Origin of the sequence: Streptomyces sp. NPDC049837 (assembly GCF_040674455.1) — a bacterium.
Classification (GTDB): domain Bacteria; phylum Actinomycetota; class Actinomycetes; order Streptomycetales; family Streptomycetaceae; genus Streptomyces.
The window spans coordinates 420,975-439,898 of record NZ_JBFAMP010000005.1 but is presented as its reverse complement, the minus strand read 5'-3'; the positions used below and the strand labels follow the sequence as shown (position 1 = coordinate 439,898).

The 18,924-nt window shown below is 73.4% G+C and carries 17 protein-coding genes; 6 read left to right on the top strand and 11 right to left on the bottom strand.

Features of this window, described 5'->3' with window-relative positions; translation table 11 throughout:
* Window positions 1-58: 58 nt before the first annotated feature.
* The 3 genes from AB0J57_RS16910 to AB0J57_RS16900 are packed head-to-tail and all read right to left on the bottom strand — an operon-like array spanning window position 59 to window position 2,870.
* Window positions 59-853 (bottom strand): ABC transporter ATP-binding protein, encoded by a 795-nt coding sequence (locus AB0J57_RS16910; RefSeq protein ID WP_366128918.1) that lies wholly within the window; start codon window positions 851-853, stop codon window positions 59-61.
* Window positions 850-1,881, bottom strand: a complete 1,032-nt coding sequence (locus AB0J57_RS16905; protein ID WP_366128917.1) for an iron chelate uptake ABC transporter family permease subunit — start codon at window positions 1,879-1,881, stop codon at window positions 850-852. The genes AB0J57_RS16910 and AB0J57_RS16905 overlap by 4 nt, the downstream gene beginning before the upstream one ends.
* Window positions 1,878-2,870 carry an iron ABC transporter permease gene (locus tag AB0J57_RS16900; protein WP_366128916.1) on the bottom strand — a complete coding sequence of 331 codons (993 nt, stop codon included), beginning with the start codon at window positions 2,868-2,870 and terminating at the stop codon, window positions 1,878-1,880. The genes AB0J57_RS16905 and AB0J57_RS16900 overlap by 4 nt, the downstream gene beginning before the upstream one ends.
* A 92-nt stretch (window positions 2,871-2,962) precedes the next feature.
* Here AB0J57_RS16900 and AB0J57_RS16895 point away from each other — a divergent pair, with 92 nt between their 5' ends.
* Window positions 2,963-3,595, top strand: coding sequence for a haloacid dehalogenase-like hydrolase (locus tag AB0J57_RS16895; RefSeq protein ID WP_366128915.1), 633 nt, complete (start codon window positions 2,963-2,965; stop codon window positions 3,593-3,595).
* Here the strand turns inward: AB0J57_RS16895 and AB0J57_RS16890 are convergent.
* Window positions 3,562-3,822 (bottom strand): hypothetical protein, encoded by a 261-nt coding sequence (locus tag AB0J57_RS16890; protein WP_366128914.1) that lies wholly within the window; start codon window positions 3,820-3,822, stop codon window positions 3,562-3,564. The two genes, AB0J57_RS16895 and AB0J57_RS16890, sit on opposite strands and share 34 nt — an antisense overlap.
* Before the next feature lie 153 nt (window positions 3,823-3,975).
* Here AB0J57_RS16890 and AB0J57_RS16885 point away from each other — a divergent pair, with 153 nt between their 5' ends.
* Entirely contained in the window at window positions 3,976-4,359 is a 384-nt protein-coding gene (locus AB0J57_RS16885) for a cold-shock protein (protein WP_031073201.1), read from the top strand.
* 7 nt (window positions 4,360-4,366) lie between these two features.
* On the opposite strand, the gene AB0J57_RS16880 is transcribed toward AB0J57_RS16885, so the two are convergent.
* Genes AB0J57_RS16880 through AB0J57_RS16865 form a run of 4 tightly spaced genes read right to left on the bottom strand, consistent with a single transcriptional unit; the run spans window position 4,367 to window position 7,907 of the window.
* A complete protein-coding gene (locus AB0J57_RS16880) occupies window positions 4,367-5,200 on the bottom strand; it encodes a 1,4-dihydroxy-6-naphthoate synthase (RefSeq protein ID WP_366129111.1) in 834 nt (277 codons plus the stop codon).
* A 2-nt stretch (window positions 5,201-5,202) separates the two neighbouring features.
* The gene (locus tag AB0J57_RS16875) at window positions 5,203-6,033 is read right to left on the bottom strand and encodes a futalosine hydrolase (protein ID WP_366128913.1); all 831 of its coding nucleotides are present in this window, start codon (window positions 6,031-6,033) and stop codon (window positions 5,203-5,205) included.
* A gap of 17 nt (window positions 6,034-6,050) precedes the next feature.
* Window positions 6,051-6,533: a DUF2771 domain-containing protein gene (locus AB0J57_RS16870; protein ID WP_366128912.1), complete on the bottom strand. Its 483-nt coding sequence runs from the start codon at window positions 6,531-6,533 to the stop codon at window positions 6,051-6,053.
* 27 nt (window positions 6,534-6,560) lie between these two features.
* Complete coding sequence (locus tag AB0J57_RS16865; RefSeq protein WP_366128911.1) at window positions 6,561-7,907, bottom strand: MFS transporter; 1,347 nt, start codon at window positions 7,905-7,907, stop codon at window positions 6,561-6,563.
* 286 nt (window positions 7,908-8,193) lie between these two features.
* Here AB0J57_RS16865 and AB0J57_RS16860 point away from each other — a divergent pair, with 286 nt between their 5' ends.
* The 3 genes from AB0J57_RS16860 to AB0J57_RS16850 all read left to right on the top strand — a co-directional run bounded on the left by AB0J57_RS16860 (window position 8,194) and on the right by AB0J57_RS16850 (window position 13,661).
* Window positions 8,194-9,117, top strand: coding sequence for a DUF3027 domain-containing protein (locus tag AB0J57_RS16860; RefSeq protein WP_366128910.1), 924 nt, complete (start codon window positions 8,194-8,196; stop codon window positions 9,115-9,117).
* A gap of 424 nt (window positions 9,118-9,541) precedes the next feature.
* Complete coding sequence (locus AB0J57_RS16855) at window positions 9,542-12,643, top strand: molecular chaperone Hsp90 (protein WP_366129109.1); 3,102 nt, start codon at window positions 9,542-9,544, stop codon at window positions 12,641-12,643.
* Between the two features lie 121 nt (window positions 12,644-12,764).
* Window positions 12,765-13,661, top strand: a complete 897-nt coding sequence (locus AB0J57_RS16850; RefSeq protein WP_366128909.1) for an ALF repeat-containing protein — start codon at window positions 12,765-12,767, stop codon at window positions 13,659-13,661.
* 79 nt (window positions 13,662-13,740) lie between these two features.
* On the opposite strand, the gene AB0J57_RS16845 is transcribed toward AB0J57_RS16850, so the two are convergent.
* Both AB0J57_RS16845 and AB0J57_RS16840 read right to left on the bottom strand, forming a co-directional pair.
* Entirely contained in the window at window positions 13,741-16,293 is a 2,553-nt protein-coding gene (locus AB0J57_RS16845; protein ID WP_366128908.1) for a cation-translocating P-type ATPase, read from the bottom strand.
* 105 nt (window positions 16,294-16,398) lie between these two features.
* The gene (locus tag AB0J57_RS16840) at window positions 16,399-16,659 is read right to left on the bottom strand and encodes a DUF2530 domain-containing protein (RefSeq protein WP_366128907.1); all 261 of its coding nucleotides are present in this window, start codon (window positions 16,657-16,659) and stop codon (window positions 16,399-16,401) included.
* A 172-nt stretch (window positions 16,660-16,831) separates the two neighbouring features.
* On the opposite strand from AB0J57_RS16840, the gene AB0J57_RS16835 reads away from it, so the two are divergent.
* On the top strand, window positions 16,832-18,289 hold the full coding sequence (locus AB0J57_RS16835) for an NCS2 family permease (protein WP_366128906.1): 1,458 nt from the start codon (window positions 16,832-16,834) through the stop codon (window positions 18,287-18,289).
* 390 nt (window positions 18,290-18,679) lie between these two features.
* On the opposite strand, the gene AB0J57_RS16830 is transcribed toward AB0J57_RS16835, so the two are convergent.
* Entirely contained in the window at window positions 18,680-18,868 is a 189-nt protein-coding gene (locus tag AB0J57_RS16830; protein WP_366128905.1) for a ribbon-helix-helix protein, CopG family, read from the bottom strand.
* Window positions 18,869-18,924: the final 56 nt, after the last annotated feature.

Here is an 18,924-nt window from a genome sequence, read left to right as displayed (position 1 = left end):
CCGCCAGGGGGTCCGGGGGCGGAGCCACCGGTTTCGGGAAGGGGCGGGGTGGGGGACTTCAACCGCCCGCCGACCACGGCGCGCAAGGCACCACCAGCGGCGAGCCCGTCACCGGGTCCGGGATGACGACCGCGTCGAGACCGAAGACCTCGCGGACCAGGTCCGCCGTGACCACGTCCGACGGCGGGCCCTCGGCCACCACCCGGCCCGCCTTCATCGCCACCAGGTGGTCGGCGTACCGGGCGGCCTGGTTCAGGTCGTGCAGGACCACGACGACCGTGCGGCCGCGCTCGTGGTTGAGGCGGCGCACCAGGTCCAGGACCTCGACCTGGTGGGAGATGTCCAGGTACGTCGTCGGCTCGTCGAGCAGCAGCAGGTCCGTCTCCTGGGCCAGGGCCATCGCGATCCAGACGCGCTGGCGCTGGCCGCCCGACAGCTCGTCCACCGGCCGGTCGGCCAGCGTGGCGACGTCCGTGCGTTCCATCGCGGAGACGACCGCCCGCTCGTCCTCCTCCGACCACTGCTTCCACCACGCCTGGTGCGGCTGGCGGCCGCGCGACACCAGGTCGGAGACGGTGATCGCCTCGGGCGCCACCGGCGTCTGCGGCAGCAGGCCGATCGACTGGGCGATCCGCTTCGTGGGGATGCGCGACAGCTCCGTACCGTCCAGCAGCACCGAACCGCCGCGCGGCTTCAGCAGCCGCCCCAGCGCCCGCAGCGTCGTGGACTTGCCGCACGCGTTCGGGCCGACGATCACCGTCACCCGCCCGTCCGGTATCGCCAGGTCCAGTTCCCGCACCACCGTGCGGTCCTCGTACGCGAGGGTCAGCTCCCGCGCCGTCAGCCTGCTCACGCCCTACCTCCCGTACGGCTGCGCATGATCAGCCAGATCAGATACGGCGCGCCCACCGCGGCCGTCAGCACCCCCACCGGCAGTTCCTCCGGCGCGAACATCCGCCGCGCCAGCAGGTCCGCCCCCACCACGATCACCGCGCCCAGCAGGGCCGAGCACAGCAGCGGGATCTGCGCCGTGCGCGTCAGCCGCCGCGCGATCTGCGGCGCCAGCAGCGCCACGAAGTCCACCGGTCCCGCCGCGCCGGTCGCGACGGAGGCGAGGACCACGCCCAGCAGGACGAGCCCGAGGCGCACCCGGCCCAGCGGTACGCCCAGGGCCGTCGCCGTGTCGTCGTCCAGCGACACCGACCGCTGCGCCCGCGCCGCCCACAGCACGGCGGGCACCAGGGCGAGCAGCGTCCAGCCCAGCGGCGCCACCTCGTCCCAGCCGCGCCCGTTGAGCGAGCCCGTCATCCAGATCTGGGCCTGCTGGGCGACCAGGTAGTCGCCCTTCGTCATGAACAGCGTCGTCACCGAGCGAAGGGCGATGGCGAAGCCGATGCCGATGAGGACGAACCTGGTGGCGTGCAGTCCGCCGCGCCACGCGAAGACGTACACCAGCGTCGCCGCGACGATGCCGCCGACGACGGACAGGTACGGCAGCACGGCGTACGACGTGACGCCGAACGTCATCGCACCGACCGTCAGCGCGCCCGCGCCCTGGCTGATGCCGATGATGTCGGGGCTCGCGAGGGGGTTGCGGGCGACGGTCTGGATCAGTGCGCCCGCCACCCCGAACGCCGCACCCACCAGCAGGCCCAGCACCAGCCGTGGCAGCCGCAGCGTGCCCACGACCAGCTCGCTCGACGACGGCTGCCCCAGCAGCACCTTCAGCACCTCGCCGGGTTCGACGAACCGCTCCCCGGCGCTCAGGTACGCCACCGACAGCGCCGCCAGCGCCAGGGCGAGCCCGATGGCGGTCGCGGCTGCGCGGCGGTGGAGGAGGAAGGAGGCCGGTCCCGTGCGGACCACCGTGTACGCGGTCATGCCGGGACCGCCTTCCGGCGTACCAGCGCCACCAGGAACGGCACCCCGATCAGCGCCGTCATCACGCCCGCCGGGACCTCACCCGGCGGGAAGACGATCCGTCCGACGACGTCCGCCACCAGCAGCATCACCGGCCCGATCAGCGCCGCCATCGGCAGCACCCACCGGTGGTCGCTGCCCACCACCGCCCGCGCGATGTGCGGCACCGCGAGCCCGACGAACGCGATCGGCCCGGCCGCCGCCACCGCCGCGCCCGTCAGGACCGTCGCCCCCACACCGCCCACGACGCGTACCGTCGCCACCCGCTGCCCGAGCCCCTTCGCCACGTCCTCGCCCAGCGCCAGCGCGTCCAGGCCGCGCGCCACCGACACCACCAGCACCGTGCCGACCAGCAGGTACGGCCACAGCCGCGCCGCCACGTCGGCGTCCCGCCCGGCCAGCGCGCCCACCTGCCAGAACCGGAACTCGTCCAGCGCGGCGGCCTTCGTCGTCAGCACCGCCGTCGTCACCGACACCAGCAGCGCGTTGATCGCCGCACCGCCCAGCGCCAGCTTCACGGGCGTCGCCCCGCCCCGGCCGGCGGCGGCGATGGCGTACACCGCGACCGACGCGACCGCCGCGCCCACGAAGCCGAACCACACGTAACCCGTCAGCGTGTGCACCCCGGCGAACGCGATCGCCAGCAGCACGCCCACGCTCGCGCCCTGGCTGATGCCGAGGACACCGGGGTCGCCGATCGGATTGCGGGTGATGCCCTGGAGCGCCGTACCGGCCAGCCCGAGCGCGGTGCCGGCCATCAGCCCGACCAGCGTGCGCGGCAGGCGGAGCTGCGTGACGACCTCGCCGTCCTCGCCGCCCCCGCCGTGCAGCAGGGCGTCGACGACGGTGCCGGGGGCGATGGCGCGCGCCCCGACGGCGAGACTGAGCAGGACCGCGACCAGCAGGGCCACGAGGGCCGCCGCTGTCGCGGCGACACGTCTGGAAGACATCGGACCCCATCGGAAGCACGCAGGTAAGGCTTGGCTGAGCGGGGTCAGTCTAAGCAGGCGTCCGAAAACGGTCCGCAGGCACAATGGCCACCATGGTCCCCACGGTGACGGTCGGCTTCGACCTCGACATGACCCTGATCGACTCCCGCCCCGGCATCCACGCCGCCTACCGGGCGCTCTCCGCCGAGACGGGCGTGAGGATCGACGCCGACCTGGCCGTCACCCGCCTCGGACCACCCCTCGAACAGGAGCTCGCGCACTGGTTCCCGGCCGACCGCATCCCGGAGATGGCGGACCGCTACCGCGAGATCTATCCGGCATACGCCATCGAACCCACCCTCGCGATGCCCGGTGCCAGGGGTGCGATTCAAGCCGTTCGCGCGGCGGGCGGCCGGGCGGTCGTCGTCACCGCGAAGCACGAGCCGAACGCCAAGCTCCACCTCGACCACCTGGGCATCGAACCGGACGCGGTGATCGGCTGGCTGTGGGCCGAGGCCAAGGCGGAGGCGCTGCGTGAGCACGGCGCGAGCGTGTACGTCGGTGACCACACCGGTGACGTACGCGGCGCCCGCGCGGCCGGCGCCGTCGCCGTCTCCATACCCACCGGGCCGTGCGGCGCGGACGAGCTGCGGGCGGCCGGCGCGGATGTCGTCCTGCCCGACCTGAGGGCCTTTCCCGCCTGGTGGGACGCCTACAGGGCGGGCTTGGCGGCCGACCTGGCCTGACGGCGCTGCGCCGCGATCGACCGCAGCACCCCGGCGGCGGCGATCATGAAACCGACACCCATCAGCATGCACACGGCGTACGCCACCGGCGGGAACGGATCGGTGCCGAGGAACAGCGGCGCCACGGTGATCAGAGTGGCCACGGCGCCGACGATGAAGACGATCCCGCCGGCCCGGACGAGGCCGTCACCGGGGGCGGCGGTGCTCGCAGGGGTTTCACTATGCATTCGGCCAGGGTAGTTCCCTGGCCGGAGGAACAGACCGGCGACGTCTTGTCACCAGCCCCTGGACCATTAGCCTTGGTCCTGGCGGGCCCGAGCGGCCCGCTGTAGTGCTATCCAGAGCCAGTTTTTTTATCGAGTACGAGGACGAGGACAGACGTGCCTACCGGCAAGGTCAAGTGGTTCAACAGCGAGAAGGGCTTCGGCTTTCTCTCCCGCGACGACGGCGGCGACGTCTTCGTGCACTCGTCGGTGCTCCCTGCCGGAGTCGACGCCCTCAAGCCCGGCCAGCGCGTCGAGTTCGGCGTGGTCGCGGGCCAGCGCGGTGACCAGGCGCTTTCGGTGACGGTCCTCGACCCGACCCCGTCGGTCGCGGCGGCGCAGCGGCGCAAGCCGGACGAACTGGCATCGATCGTCCAGGACCTGACGACGCTGCTGGAGAACATCACCCCCATGCTGGAGCGCGGCCGCTACCCCGACAAGGTCCACGGCAAGAAGATCGCGGGCCTGCTGCGGGCGGTCGCGGACCAGCTCGACGTGTAGCGACGACTCAGACGAAATCGAGCGCGTCCGGGCCGAGGGGCGGCACCAGCCCCTCGGCCGCCGCGCGTGTCAGCAGGCCCCGTACGGCCGCGTAGCCGTCCTCGCCGAGGTCGGCGGTGAATTCGTTGACGTACAGGCCGATGTGCTGATCGGCCACGGCCGGGTCCATCTCCTGGGCGTGTTCCCGTACGTACGGGCGCGACGCCTCGGGGTCGTCCCACGCCATACGGACCGATGCGCGCGCCGACTCGGCGAGCAGTCGCAGCGTGTCCGCGCCCAGCGAGCGCTTCGCGATGATCGCGCCCAGCGGGATCGGGAGGCCCGTGGTGGACTCCCAGTGCTCGCCCATGTCGGCGAGGCGGTGCAGCCCGTACTGCTGGTAGGTGAAGCGTGCCTCGTGGATGACGAGGCCCGCGTCGACCTTGCCGTCCCGTACGGCCGGCATGATCTCGTGGAACGGCATCACCACGACCTCGCCGACCCCGCCCGGGACGACGTCCGCCGCCCACAGGCGGAACAGCAGGTACGCGGTCGAGCGCTCGCTCGGCACCGCGACGGTCCTGCCCGTGAGGTCCAGTCCCGCCTCCCGGGTGAGGACGAGCGGGCCGCAGCCACGGCCCAGCGCGCCGCCGCAGGGCAGCAGGGCGTACTCGTCCAGGACCCAGGGCAGGACGGCGTACGAGACCTTCAGGATGTCGTGGTCGTCCGAGCCCCGCTCGGCCCACCCGTTGGTGACGTCGATGTCCGCGAACGTCACGTCGAGCGCGGGCGCGCCGAGGACGAGGCCGTGCGCCCAGGCGTGGAAGACGAACGTGTCGTTCGGGCACGGGGAGTACGCGATCCTCACAGGTCCTCCAGGAAGACGGTGGTGCCGAGCAGCGTGCAGGCGTGCCGCAGCGAGTCCAGGGCATGACCGATACGCCAGGCGGCGCGGTCGCGCGGGCCGACGGTGTTGGAGACGGCGCGGATCTCGACGACGGGGACGCCGTGGGCGGTGGCCGCCTCGGCGACGCCGAACCCCTCCATGGCCTCCGCGCCGGCGCGGGGGTGACGGGTGATCAGCTCGGTGGTGCGGGCGGCGGTGCCGGTGACCGTGGAGACGGTGAGCACCGGTGCGACGACGTGCGGCCGGCCGCCCTCGTGCAGGGCCTTGGCGATCCGGTCGGGCAGCCCGGGCGGCGGCAGGTGGACGGAGCGGCCGAAGCCCAGCTCCTCGACGGCGACGTACCCGTCGGGCGTGTCGGCGCCCAGGTCGGCGGCGATGATCGCGTCGGACACGACGACCGCCCCGAGGGGCGCGTGGGGGAGGAACCCGCCGCCGATGCCGGCCGAGACGACGAGGTCGTAGGCGTACGGGGCGGTGGCGAGCGCGCTGGTGGTGCCGACGGCGGCGGCCGCGGGCCCGACACCGACGGCGACGAGGTCGACGACGGCTCCGTACGGCGCGCCGGCGCCGGCCGGCGGCGCACCGCCCGAGGGGCCCGGAGCGTGCGGGACGGCGCTGTCAGGCGCGCCCGACGCGGACCATGCGCCCGGCGCGGGGATGCCGTACCGCCCGCCCCACGGCAAGTGGGTCAGCGTGTGGCCGGACGGCAGCACGCGCGGGGGTCCGGTGGGGACGAAGCCCGCGAGGCCGGCGGCGACGGAGTCCGCCTCCGCCGCCACCGCCGTCACGACCAGGACGCGCAGCGTCAGGATTCCTTCTTCAGCTCGAAGTGCCAGATGCCGGTCAGCTTCTTGCCGCTCGTCTCGACGATGCTGATCTGCGCCGTGTTGGACGTCTCACCGGTCTGGCTGGAGAGGAACGCGCTGGCCGGGATCGACCGGTACGTCTTCTTGTAGGGCTCCTGCTCGGCCTGCTGGCCGCCGATGAACAGGGTCCAGCCGTTCTCGGCGATCTCCGGGTCGACGCCGAAGCGGACCCGGTCGTCGGCCGAGACCGTGATGGTCTTCTCCGCCTTCTTGTTCAGGCACGACTGGATCTGCGATTCCTTGATCGCTTTGCCGTCGTTGTAGCAGGTCGCTTCGGCGTTGACCGATTCGGACCCGACCGTCACGGTCGCGAGCGGGGTCGGCTTGGTGCCGCATGCGGAGAGTACGAGGAGTCCGGCGGAGACGGCACCCAGAGCGACGCCGGCCCGGCGGGCCTTACCGGAAAAGAACGCAACGGTCATGGCTCGAAGGCTATACGTCGCCCCGCATCACGCCACGCGGGGGTGCGGCGTGCCGCGCCGCGCCGCCGTCAGCAGGCCCCGCACGGTCACCGCCACCCCCAGCGCCAGGATCGCCGCCGCCACCGACATGCCCAGGGGCCCGTTCAGCGGCAGGGCGATGCCGATCGCCCCGCCGACCACCCACGACATCTGGAGCAGCGTCTCGGAGCGGGCGAACGCCGACGTCCGCACCACCTCCGGCACGTCCCGCTGGATCATCGCGTCCAGCGACAGCTTCGACAGGGCCTGCGACAGCCCGGCCACCGCGCCCAGCGCCGCCACCGCCACCCCGCCGAAGAACGCCGCCGCCACGATCGCCGCCGACATCGCGAGCGTCACCATCGCGGCGACGATCAGCTCCGGCGCCCGCGACCTGAGCAGCGCGCCCAGCGCCGTACCGCAGGCGTTGCCCACGCCCGCCGCCACGCCCACGATGCCCAGCGACACCGCCGCGCTCTGCCCCGACAGCGGGTGCTCGCGCAGCAGGAAGGCGAGGAAGAAGATCAGGAAGCCGGACAGCACGCGGTGCGCGGCGTTCGCCTGGAGGCCGTGCAGGACCGACGGGCCGACCGTGCGGAGGCTCGGCTTCTGCTCGCCGTGCGTCAGCATGTGGGCCTTGCGCTCGCCCTTCGCCGAGTCCACCTTGTGCGGCATCGACAGGGCCAGGAACGTTCCGCCGGCGAACAGCGCGCACGCCCCGTACAGCGGCCACTGCGGCCCGATCTGCTGCAACCCCACCCCCACGGGCGCGGCGATGCCCGTCGCCAGCAGCCCGGCGAGCGTCACCCGCGAGTTCGCCTTCACCAGGGAGAAGCCGTGCGGGAGGAGGCGCGGTACGACGGCGCTGCGGACCACCCCGTACGCCTTCGAGGCCACGAGGACGCCGAGCGCCGCCGGATACAGCTCCAAGTCGCCGGTGGCGACCGCGCCGGACAGGGCGATGGCCAGCACCACTCGTGTGCACATCGCGCCCGCCATCGCCGCGCGGCGGCCGTGCGGGACGCGGTCCAGGAGGGGGCCGATGACCGGGGCGAGGAGGGTGAAGGGCGCCATCGTGACGGCGAGATACAGCGCGACCCGGCCACGGGCCTCGTCGGTCGGTACGGAGAAGAAGACGGTGGAGGCGAGAGCGACGGTGATCATGACGTCGCCGGCGCCGTTCACGGCGTGCAGCTCGATCAGTTTGCCCAGGCCCGATTCGCCCGCGCCGTGGGCGTGCGTGGCTTTCCGGATACCGCGCGCGGTGCCCGTGAACGGCAGGTGCAGGGCACGGCCCACCCGCCGGGCCGCCCTCCGGAGCGGCCCGGGATCCTCGGACGACCTCACGGCTGCCACCCCGTCATAGTGCCCCAGCAGCCTCTTCAGTGAACCGTGATGAGGGCTACTTGGGGCGGGCAGGTGGGCGGCGGGCTGCGGAGGGGGTAGCGTGCGTAGCGCGCCACCGGCGGAAGTTCTCGGCCGCGCGCCTCTTCGGCATCCCGCAGAATGGATGACGATAGGTGTGCCCGAGACACGTCGGGCGCGGACGTCGATGCGGCCCACTGGTCCGCTCCGCCCGCCGCCCGTACATCGCGAATCGGCCGGCGCATCTGTGAGACGGCGTAGGAGATGAGCGAGACCTGTGAGTGCTGCGACGACGCGAAGCCGTACTGCGCGTACCCCGGCCCCCGACCGCCTGTGCGCCGAGGCGGTGGACTTCGCGCGGGAAGCGGCCGCCGAGGTGGCCGCGCCCGGGGTGGTGGGTGAGCACACGGGTGTCGTCGCGGAGGGTGACCGGGTCGTCACGCACTTCTTCGAATGCCGGAAGCCCGGCTACCGGGGCTGGCGCTGGGCCGTGACGGTCGCCCGCGCCTCCCGCGCCAAGGTCGTCACCCTCGACGAGACGGTCATGCTGCCGGGTCCCGACGCCCTTCTCGCCCCCGAGTGGGTGCCGTGGAGCGAGCGGCTGCGCCCGGGCGACCTCGGGCCCGGCGACCTGCTGCCCACCGAGCAGGACGACCTCCGGCTGGAGCCCGGCTACACCGGCGAGGACGCGCCGCCGCCGAACTCGCCCGTGTCGGAGGAGATGGCCGAGCTCGTCGACTCCGAGGACGCCGACCTCGTCACCCGTACGCCGTCGCGCGGCACCATCGCGGCCGTCGCGGAGGAGCTCGGCCTGCGGCGGGCGCGGGTCCTTTCGCGGTACGGGCTGCACGTCGCGGCCGACCGGTGGGAGGAGGCCTACGGGGCCAAGACCCCGATGGCCCAGGCCGCCCCGGCGACCTGCGTCACGTGCGGGTTCCTGATGCCGCTGGGCGGGTCCCTGAAGCAGGCGTTCGGCGTGTGCGCCAACGAGTTCTCGCCGGCGGACGGGCACGTGGTCTCCCTGACGTACGGCTGCGGCGGCCACTCCGAGGCGGCCGTCATGCCCAAGCCCCCGCGCCCGGCCCCGCCGGTCCTGGACTCCATGGGCGCCGACGAGTTCCCCCTCCGCCCCGCCCGCGACAGCGGCTCGGTCCCCCCGGTCTCCCCGGACGCCGCCTCCGAAGACCTGGGCCACAGCTAGCCCCCGGGGCGCGGGCCTGTCGCCGGTCGCCCCGGCGCGGTCGCGTGCCGTTGGGGCCGCTCCGGGGACCGTGTCCTGGGCTCTCCTTCGCAAGCTCAGTCGTCCTACGCCCAGAACGCGACCCACTGCGCGTCCCCCTTCGGGGTGGGCCGGGGTCGCCCGGGGCGGCACCCCACGCGGCGCGAAGCTGCCGCGCTCCGGGGACTGGAGCGCCCACGCCCACGTGGCGCGAAGCTGCCGCGGCCCGGGGGTGTGGGGGCGTCAGCCCCCACGTACAACCATCTCCCCTGTCAGGGGGGTCCGGGGGCGTCAGCCACCGGTTTCGGGGAGGGGCGGGGTGGGGGAAAAGCAGGCGCCCTCCGCCACGCGGTACCTTCGGGCCCCGGAGCAAGCGCAGGGCGAGAGAGCGGAGCGACACGTGAGCGTGAGGGCGACGGCGACCGAGGGGGCCGACCCGTTCGGCACCGCACGGCTGCGGCGCGGGGTGCTCGACGCGTGGGGCGCCGGGCCCGCGAGGTTCCGGGAGGACGCCAACGCCGAGGAGGACCTGGCGCTCGGCGGGTACCGCGACCGGCTGGTCGTGGAGCTCGCCCAGAACGCCGCCGACGCCGCCGCCCGCGCGGGCGTCCCGGGACGGCTGAGGCTCACGCTGCACCCGGCCGACGCCGACGGCCCCGCCGTCCTCGCGGCCGCCAACACGGGCGCACCGCTGGACGCGACCGGCGTCGAGTCGCTCAGCACGCTGCGCGCGTCCGCCAAGCGGGAGGGCCACGAGGGCGCGGTCGGCCGGTTCGGCGTCGGGTTCGCCGCCGTGCTGGCCGTCAGCGACGAGCCGGCGATCGTGGGCCGGCACGGGGGCGTGAGGTGGTCGCTGCGCGAGGCCCGCGAGATGGCCGCCCAGGCCGCGCAGGCCAGCCCCGGCCTGGGCGACGAGCTGCGCCGCCGCGACGGCCACGTACCGCTGCTGCGGCTCCCGCTGCCCGCCGAGGGCACCGCGCCCGAGGGCTACGACACGGTGGTGATCCTGCCGCTGCGCGACGCCGCCGCCGTGGACCTGGCCGAACGGCTGCTCGCCGGGATCGACGACGCCCTGCTGCTGACCCTGCCGGGGCTCACCGAGGTCGTCGTGGAGACCCCGAAGGGCACACGGACCCTCACGCGTACGGAGCGGGACGGGTACGTCCACGTCGACGACACGGACGGCGGCACCCGGCGCTGGCGGACCGTCACCCACCAGGGCGCCATCGAGCCCGGCCTGCTCAAGGACCGGCCCGTCGAGGAGCGGCTGCGCCCGCACTGGGCGGTCACCTGGGCCGTGCCCGTGGACGACGAGGGCGCGCCCGCCCGTCCCCGTACCGCGCCCGTGGTGCACGCCCCGACGCCCACCGACGAGCCGCTCGGCATCCCGGCCCTGCTCATCGCGACGTTCCCGCTGGACACCACCCGCCGCCACCCGGCGCCCGGGCCGCTCACCGACTTCCTGGTGCTGCGCGCCGCCGACGCGTACGCCGAGCTGCTGGCCGAGTGGCGGCCCGTGTCGACCGGGACGATCGACCTGGTGCCGGGGCCACTCGGCAAGGGCGTCCTGGACGGGGCGATCCGGGCCGCCGTCCTGGAGCTGCTGCCGCGCGTGGCGTTCCTGGCACCGGCGGCGGCCACGGAGGAGCTCCACGCGCTGCGTCCGTTCGAGGCGGAGGTCGTCGAGGGCGCGGGCGCCGACACCGTACGCGTCCTCGCGGAGGTCCTGCCGACGCTGCTGCCCGCCGGTCTGGAGCGCCGTACCGAGCTGCGCGCCCTCGGTGTGGCCCGGCTCCCCCTCGGCGACGCCATCGACCGGCTGGCGGGCACCGAGCGCAGCGCCGAGTGGTGGCACAAGCTGTACGAGTCGCTCGCGGGCGTCGACCCCGACCGGCTGACCGGCCTGCCCGTGCCGCTCGTCGGCGGCCGTACCGCGATCGGCCCCCGGCACGTCCTGCTGCCGCTGCCGGACACGCCCACGGACCTGACCCGGCTGGGCCTGAAGGTCGCCCACCCGGACGCCGCCCATCCCATCCTGGAGAAGCTCGGCGCCCTGCCCGCCACCCCGCGTGCCGTGCTCACCACGCCGCAGGTGCGGGCCGCCGTGGCCGCGTCCCTGGACGGGGGTGACGTGTGGGACGAGGACGCCCTGGACGCGGACGAGCTGGCCGAGACGGTCCTCACCCTCGTACGGGACGCCGGTCTGGAGCCGGGCGACGAGCCGTGGCTGGGCGCGCTCGCCCTGCCCGACGAGGAGGGTGAGCTCGCGCCCGCCGGTGAACTGGTGCTGCCCGGCAGCCCGTTCGCCTCGGTGATGCGCGAGGACGAACTGGCGCTGGTCGACGCCGAGTTGGCCGAGCGGTGGGGCGAGCAGCCGCTCGCCGCGTGCGGGGTGCTCGCGAACTTCGCCCTCGTGCGGGCCACGGACGTCGTCCTGGACCCGGACGAACTGGAGCCCCGCGAAGGGGACTTCGCCGAGCCGGACGACGTCGGGCTGCTGGACGCCGTCGACGTGTGGTGCGAGGACGCCCTGGACCAACTGCCCGAGACGCCGGTGCCGCCCGTCGCGACCGAGATCGTCGCCGTGCGGGACCTGGACCTGGTCGACGACGACGCCTGGCCCGAGGCGCTGGCGCTGCTCGCCCAGCCGCCGCTGCGCGACGCGCTCACCCAGCCGGTGCGCGTCCTGCTGCCGGACGGTACGACCGAGACGGTCCGCCCGTACACCGCCTGGTGGCTGCGCGACCACCCGGTGCTGGACGGGCGCCGTCCGGCCGGGCTGCGCGCCGCCGGGGCGGACCCGCTGCTGGAGGGGCTGTACGACTCGGCCGACATCGCGACGGGCTTCCGTGACCCGCAGGTGCTGCACGCCCTGGGTGTCCGCACCACCGTCGCCGCGCTCCTCGACGAGCCGGGCGGCGCGGCCGAGCTGCTGGCGCGGCTCGCCGATCCCGAGCGCGAGGTGACCGCCGCCCAACTGCACGGCCTGTACACCAGGCTCGCCGACCTCGACCCCGAGCAGGTCACCCTCCCCGACCGGCTTCGCGCGGTGGTCGACGGCGAGGTACGGGTGGTGGACGCGGCGGACGCGTTCGTCGCCGACGCGCCCGATCTGCTGCCGCTCGCGGAGGGCCGCCCGCTGCTGCCGGTGGCCCCGGCGCGGGCGGCGGACCTGGCGGAGCTGTTCCAGGTCCGGCGACTGAGCGAGGAGGTCGAGGCGGAGGTGACGACGGAGGGCGAGGAGCACGACGTACCCGAGTCGGTGCACGCCCTGCTCGGGGCGGGTACGCCCGCGACGTACGTCGAGCACGAGGAGTTGCGGGCGGGCGGCGTCGAACTGGACTGGCGCCGTACCCCCGACGGTGTCGTCCACGCCGCCACCCTGGAGGGCGTCGCGGCGGGCCTGGCCTGGGCGGCGGGCCAGTGGCCGCGCCGCTTCGAGGTCGCGGCGCTCCTGGAGGACCCCTCCCGCACGGCCGAACTGGCCCGCGACCGCTGGTTCGACTGATCCCGCGCGGGCCGGGCCTGGCGTGGGGGCTTAACTCATTTGACCTGATGCCGTAATTCGCACAAGATCAACACGCTTTCGAAGATGACGTGAAGATCGTTCTTGCGGTTGGTAGGTGTGCATGAAGCTGGCCCGTATCCCGGCCATCGTCGCGGCGGTGGCGATCACCCCCGCTCTGCTGTTCTCCGTCCCGGCGCTCGCCGCCGACGGTGAGGCGTCGGCCGCTCCCGCACCGGCCGCCTCGGCGACGGACGCCTCCCCGGCCGAGCGGGACCGGGCCGCGATCCTCAAGATGCTGGCCAACCCGTACACCGGCCCGGGTGTCCGCGAGGCGGCGCAGAAGGCGCTGGACGGCACGCCCGAGGACATGCGCCAGTTCCTGGAGACCGGCCAGTACGAGCAGCGGCTCGTCGACGATGAGGTGCGGGTCTCGCGGATCATCAGCATCGGTGGTCCCGCGGTGAAGGAGGCCGGCAAGAAGGCGCTGAAGGGCACCCCCGAGGACATCGTCCGCTTCCTGGAGTCCGGCCAGTACCAGGCGCAGCTTGAAGACGACAGGGTCCGCGTCGCCCAGATCATTCACCGGGGCGGCCCCGGCGTGAAGGAGGCGGGGAGCAAGGCGCTGGACGGCACGGCGGACGATGTGCGGCGCTTCCTGGAGACCGGCCAGTACCAGGCGCGTCTCACGGACGACCGCGTGCGGGTCTCACGGGTCATCAGCGTGGGCGGCCCGGCGGTGAAGGAGGCGGGCAAGAAGGCCATGCAGGCCAACACCGAGCAGGCCATCCAGGCCTTCCTGGAGACCGGCCAGCACGCTGCGCGCCTCACGGACGACCGGGCGCGCGCCACGCGGATCGCCGCGGCGGGCGGCCCCGCGGTCAAGGCGGCGGCGGCGAAGGCGCTGAAGGGCACGCCGGAGGGGCTGCGCCACTTCCTGGACATCGGCCAGTACGAGGCCCGTGCCAAGGACGAGGCGGCGAAGAAGAAGCCGGCCCCGGCGAAGACCGTCAAGCGCTGAGCTGAGAGCCCGGAGCAGTCCGGCACCGCAAGGGCGCCCGAGGCCCGCACCTGGATGGTGCGGGCCTTTTGGTGTCGGATCAGCCCCCGTCTGGCTGGCCCCGGTCCGACTGGCCCCGGTCCGACCGGCCCTGGTTCGGCTGACCCGGCTCCGGCTGTTCCGGCTCCGACTGGCCCTGGTCCGGCTGCTCCTCCCGGCCGCCCGCCGGGAAGCGCCGCTCCACCACCCGCCAGGCCAGCTCCACGAGCGCGGCGCCCATCGCCGCGATGGCCACCGCCGCCCACGGCATCGTCGTCCCGACCAGACGCAGCGCGAAGAAGTCCTGGAGCCAGGGCACGACGAGGACCAGCAGGAAGCCCGCACCCATCGTCGCGACCAGCCCGATCCGCCACCACGTGTACGGGCGGGCGATGATCGCCAGCACCCACAGCGACACCAGGAACAGCGTCAGCGTCGCCGCGCTGGTCTCGGCCGCGAGCGCGCCCGGTCCGCTGTAGTGCGTACGGGCCAGCAGGTAGGTGGCGAAGGTGGTGGCGGCGGCGACGATCCCGGCGGGGATGGCGTACCGCATGACGCGGCGGACGAAGTGGGGCTTGGCGCGCTCCTTGTTCGGGGCGAGCGCCAGGAAGAAGGCCGGGACGCCGATGGTGAGCGTGGACAGCAGCGTCAGGTGCCGGGGGAGGAAGGGGTACTCCACCTGGGAGCACACCACCATGATCGCCAGCAGCACCGAGTACACCGTCTTGGTGAGGAAGAGCGTGGCGACGCGGGTGATGTTGCCGATGACCCGGCGCCCCTCCGCGACGACCGACGGCAGCGTGGCGAAGCTGTTGTTGAGCAGCACGATCTGGGCGACGGCCTTCGTCGCCTCCGACCCGGACCCCATGGAGACGCCGATGTCGGCGTCCTTCAGGGCGAGGACGTCGTTGACGCCGTCGCCGGTCATCGCGACCGTGTGCCCGTGCGACTGGAGCGCGCCGACCATGTCGCGCTTCTGCTGCGGGGTGACGCGCCCGAAGACGGTCCCTTCGTCGAGGGCCGTCGCCATCCCCTCCCGCTCGGCGGGCAGGCGCCGCGCGTCGACCGTCCGCTCGGCGCCCGGCAGGCCGAGCTTGCCGGCCACCGCGCCGACCGAGACGGCGTTGTCGCCGGAGATGACCTTGGCGGCGACGTTCTGGTCGGCGAAGTAGGCGAGGGTGTCGGCGGCGTCGGGCCGCAGCCGCTGCTCCAGGACGACGAGGGCGGTGGCGTCGGCGGTCCCGGCGACCTCGGGGTCGTCCAGCTCGCCGCTGACCCGGGCGAGCAGCAGGACGCGCAGGCCCTGCTGGTTGAGGTCCTCGATCTCGCCGAGCACCGGGTCGCCGTCGGGCAGCAGCACGTCCGGCGCGCCCAGCAGCCAGGTGCTGGTCTGTCCGTCGCCCTCGCTGAAGGCGGCGCCGCTGTACTTGCGCGCGGAGGAGAACGGCAGCGCCTGGGTGCACCGCCAGTCGTCGCTGTCGGGGTAGGTGTCGATGATGGCCTGGAGCGAGGCGTTGGGGCGCGGGTCGGACTCGCCGAGCGCGCCGAGGACCTTGCGTACGTACGCCTCGTCCGAGCCGTTCAGCGTCCGCAGCTCGGTGACGTCCATGCCGCCCTCGGTCAGCGTGCCGGTCTTGTCGAGGCACACGACGTCGACGCGGGCGAGCCCCTCGATGGCGGGCAGCTCCTGCACCAGGCACTGCTTGCGGCCGAGCCGGATCACCCCGATGGCGAAGGCGACGGAGGTGAGGAGGACCAGCCCCTCGGGGATCATCGGCACGATGCCGCCGACCGTCCGCGCGACCGACTCCTTGAAGTCGGTGTCCTTGACGACGAGCTGGCTGATGATGAGCCCGATCGCGGTCGGGACCATCATCCACGTCACGTACTTGAGGATCGTCGAGATGCCGCTGCGCAGCTCGGAGTGGACGAGCGTGAAGCGGGACGCCTCCTCGGCGAGCTGGGCGGCGTACGCCTCGCGCCCCACCTTGGTGGCGGTGAACGCCCCGCCGCCCGCGACGACGAAGCTGCCGGACATGACCTGGTCGCCGCGCTTCTTCAGGACGGGGTCGGCCTCGCCGGTGAGCAGCGACTCGTCGATCTCCAGGTTGTCCGCCTCGGCGACCTCGCCGTCGACGACGACCTTGTCGCCCGGCCCGAGTTCGATGCAGTCCCCGAGGACGATCTCCGACGTCGACACCTCCGCCGACACCCCGTCGCGCCGGACGGTGGGCTTGGCCTCGCCGATGAGGGCGAGGGAGTCCAGGGTCTTCTTGGCGCGCAGCTCCTGGATGATGCCGATACCGGTGTTGGCGAGGATGACGAACCCGAACAGGCTGTCCTGGATCGGCGCGACGATCAGCATGATCACCCACAGCACGCCGATGATCGCGTTGAAGCGGGTGAAGACGTTGCCGCGGACGATGTCGACGGTGGAGCGGGAGCTGCGTACGGGTACGTCGTTGACCTCGCCCCGCGCGACCCGCTCGGCCACCTCGGCGGCGGTCAGTCCGGCCGGCCGGTGCTGAACGGGTGGCCGCACCGGGTGTACGGGGTCGAGCTCGGCCCCGGCGTCGATGGTGGGCCCGGTCTCGATCTTCGCCCGCTGCGTCATGTTTTCGACGGTACGGCCGTCGCCGCCCCCGCACACGGCGAGCGGCGGGAAGATCCGCCCCTGGTACGACGGGAATGGTCCCGTGGTGCTACGTCAGTCCGGGCGTCAGTCCTTGTCGGCCTCGGCCGCCGCCCGCTTGAGGGCCGCGTCGCGCTTGCGGACGTACCAGATGCCGATCAGTCCGAGCCCGCCGCCCGCGAGGCAGGTCCACACCCACCAGGTGAGGTCGCGGTCGGCGAACCAGCCGTAGAAGGGGACCTGCACCAGGAAGAGGACGAACCAGAGGATCGTGCCGCCGGTGATCGTGGCGACGACCGGCCCCTCCAGGGGTTCGGGTGCCTCGTGCTTGGGGGTCCACTTCGCCATGCGCACAGTGTAGGTGTGAGCCTTCCGCCCGCTGGCTCTACGCGCGGAGATACCGATCTTCGTCTGATGCGTTCATACTGGAACGTCTTGCGTCTGACCGGTTTCTTTCGTGTGAACGACCAAACACGACCGGTTATGGCCACTTCCCCGCCCCCGCACCATGAGGTTTCGCATGCCCTCCTCGGCCACCGCGCTGGTGGACGCCGGCGCCCAGCCGCCGTCGCCCCAGCAGCCGACCAGCGGCCGCCTGGACCGCTTCTTCAAGATCTCGGAGCGTGGCTCCACGGTCGCCCGAGAGGTACGCGGCGGATTCGCGACCTTCTTCGCGATGGCCTACATCATCGTGCTGAACCCGATCATCCTCGGCAGCGCCAAGGACATGTACGGGCACCAGCTCGACGGTGGCCAGCTCGTCACCGCCACCGTGCTGACCGCCGCCTTCTCGACGCTGCTCATGGGCGTCATCGGCAACGTCCCGATCGCCCTCGCGGCCGGTCTCGGCGTCAACACGGTCGTCGCGCTCCAGCTCGCGCCCCGCATGTCGTGGCCGGACGCCATGGGCATGGTCGTGCTCGCCGGCTTCGTGGTGATGCTGCTGGTCGCCACGGGCCTGCGGGAGCGGGTGATGAACGCCGTGCCCCTCGGCCTGCGCAAGGGCATCGCCATCGGCATCGGCCTGTTCATCATGCTGATCGGCCTGGTCGACTCCGGCTTCGTCTCCCGTATCCCGGACGCCGCCCACACCACCGTCCCGCTCCAGCTCGGCGCGAGCGGACACCTCACCGGATGGCCGGTCCTGGTCTTCGTGCTGGGCGCGCTGCTGACCCTGGCGCTGATCATCCGGAAGGTGCCGGGCGCGATCCTCATCTCGATCGTCGTCATGACGATCGTCGCGATGGTCGTCAACGCGGTCGCGACCGTCCCCTCCTGGGGCCTGACCACCCCGAAGTGGCCCGGCAACCCGGTCGCCACGCCCGACTTCGGGCTGGTCGGGCAGGTCAGCCTGTTCGGCGGCTTCGAGAAGGTCGGCCTGCTGACCGGCTGCCTGTTCGTCTTCACGGTGCTGTTGTCCTGCTTCTTCGACGCGATGGGCACGATCCTGGGTGTCGGCGACGAGGCGAAGCTGATGGACAAGGACGGCAACTTCCCCGGCATCAACAAGGTGCTCCTCGTGGACGGCCTGGCCGTCGCCTCCGGCGGCGCCAGCTCCTCCTCGGCCACCACCTGCTTCGTCGAGTCCACGGCGGGCGTCGGCGAGGGCGCGCGCACGGGCCTCGCGTCCGTCGTCACGGGCGGCCTCTTCTCGGTGGCCCTCTTCCTCACCCCGCTCGCCACGATGGTCCCCTCCCAGGCGGCCACCCCCGCCCTGCTGGCGGTCGGCTTCCTGATCCTGGCCGGGTCGGTGAAGGACATCGACTGGAGCGACTTCACCATCGCGGTGCCGGCGTTCCTGGCGATGGTGATGATGCCGTTCACCTACTCGATCACCAACGGCATCGGCATCGGCTTCATCGCCTTCACCGTGCTCCGCCTCGCGGCGGGCCGCGGCCGCGAGGTCCCGGCGGCGATGTACGTCGTCTCGGCGGTCTTCGCCTTCTACTACACGATGCCGTCGCTCGGCCTCACGTAACCGCCCACGTGCCCCCCGGGCATGGGCACCGCACGTGGGTGCACCGGGGCCTGGGCACCGCCCGCGGGTGCACCCGGCATGGGCACCGCCCTCGTGGGCACCGGGCATCGGCACCGCCCCGGCCTCGCCCAGGCGCCGGCAGGCGCTTTCGCGGCGCGGAGCTGCCGCGCCCCCGGCGGGGGCGAAGCCCCCGGACCCCAACCCCCACCAGCCCCCGGCAGGGTTTCGGGAAGGGGCGGGGTGGGGGACGAAGCCCCGGCGCCGCCACCAGCCGCCGCCCGGGCGGCGGGCGAACCCCGGGGGCCGCGCCCCGGCCTCGCCCAGGCGCCGCCAGGCGCTTTCGCGGCGTGGAGCTGCCGCGCGGGGGGCCGGGGGCGGCGCGCCCGGGGCTTACGCGCCGCGGGCGTTGTAGAAGCGGTTCGTCTCGTCGACCGCCGCCTCGAAGCGTTCGTCGAAGTCGTCGCGGATCAGCGTCCGGACCACGTAGTCCTGGACGCTCATTCCGCTGCGGGCGGCATGGCGCCGGACCCGGTCGAGCAGCTCTCCGTCTATCCGCAGGCTGAGCACTGTCGATCCCATGCCGCCCAGAGTCGCCGCCCCGCCCCGCCCCCCGCGTCACTTTCCGGCACCGTCTC

Bases quoted from the DNA above. Each gene is read 5' to 3' on its own strand.
- AB0J57_RS16870 (WP_366128912.1), bottom strand. From the start codon at position 6,533: ATGACCGTTGCGTTCTTTTCCGGTAAGGCCCGCCGGGCCGGCGTCGCT.
- AB0J57_RS16850 (WP_366128909.1), top strand. From the start codon at position 12,765: ATGAAGCTGGCCCGTATCCCGGCCATCGTCGCGGCGGTGGCGATCACC.
- AB0J57_RS16830 (WP_366128905.1), bottom strand. From the start codon at position 18,868: ATGGGATCGACAGTGCTCAGCCTGCGGATAGACGGAGAGCTGCTCGAC.
- AB0J57_RS16840 (WP_366128907.1), bottom strand. From the start codon at position 16,659: ATGGCGAAGTGGACCCCCAAGCACGAGGCACCCGAACCCCTGGAGGGG.
- AB0J57_RS16835 (WP_366128906.1), top strand. From the start codon at position 16,832: ATGCCCTCCTCGGCCACCGCGCTGGTGGACGCCGGCGCCCAGCCGCCG.
- AB0J57_RS16895 (WP_366128915.1), top strand. From the start codon at position 2,963: ATGGTCCCCACGGTGACGGTCGGCTTCGACCTCGACATGACCCTGATC.
- AB0J57_RS16890 (WP_366128914.1), bottom strand. From the start codon at position 3,822: ATGCATAGTGAAACCCCTGCGAGCACCGCCGCCCCCGGTGACGGCCTC.
- AB0J57_RS16900 (WP_366128916.1), bottom strand. From the start codon at position 2,870: ATGTCTTCCAGACGTGTCGCCGCGACAGCGGCGGCCCTCGTGGCCCTG.
- AB0J57_RS16845 (WP_366128908.1), bottom strand. From the start codon at position 16,293: ATGACGCAGCGGGCGAAGATCGAGACCGGGCCCACCATCGACGCCGGG.
- AB0J57_RS16905 (WP_366128917.1), bottom strand. From the start codon at position 1,881: ATGACCGCGTACACGGTGGTCCGCACGGGACCGGCCTCCTTCCTCCTC.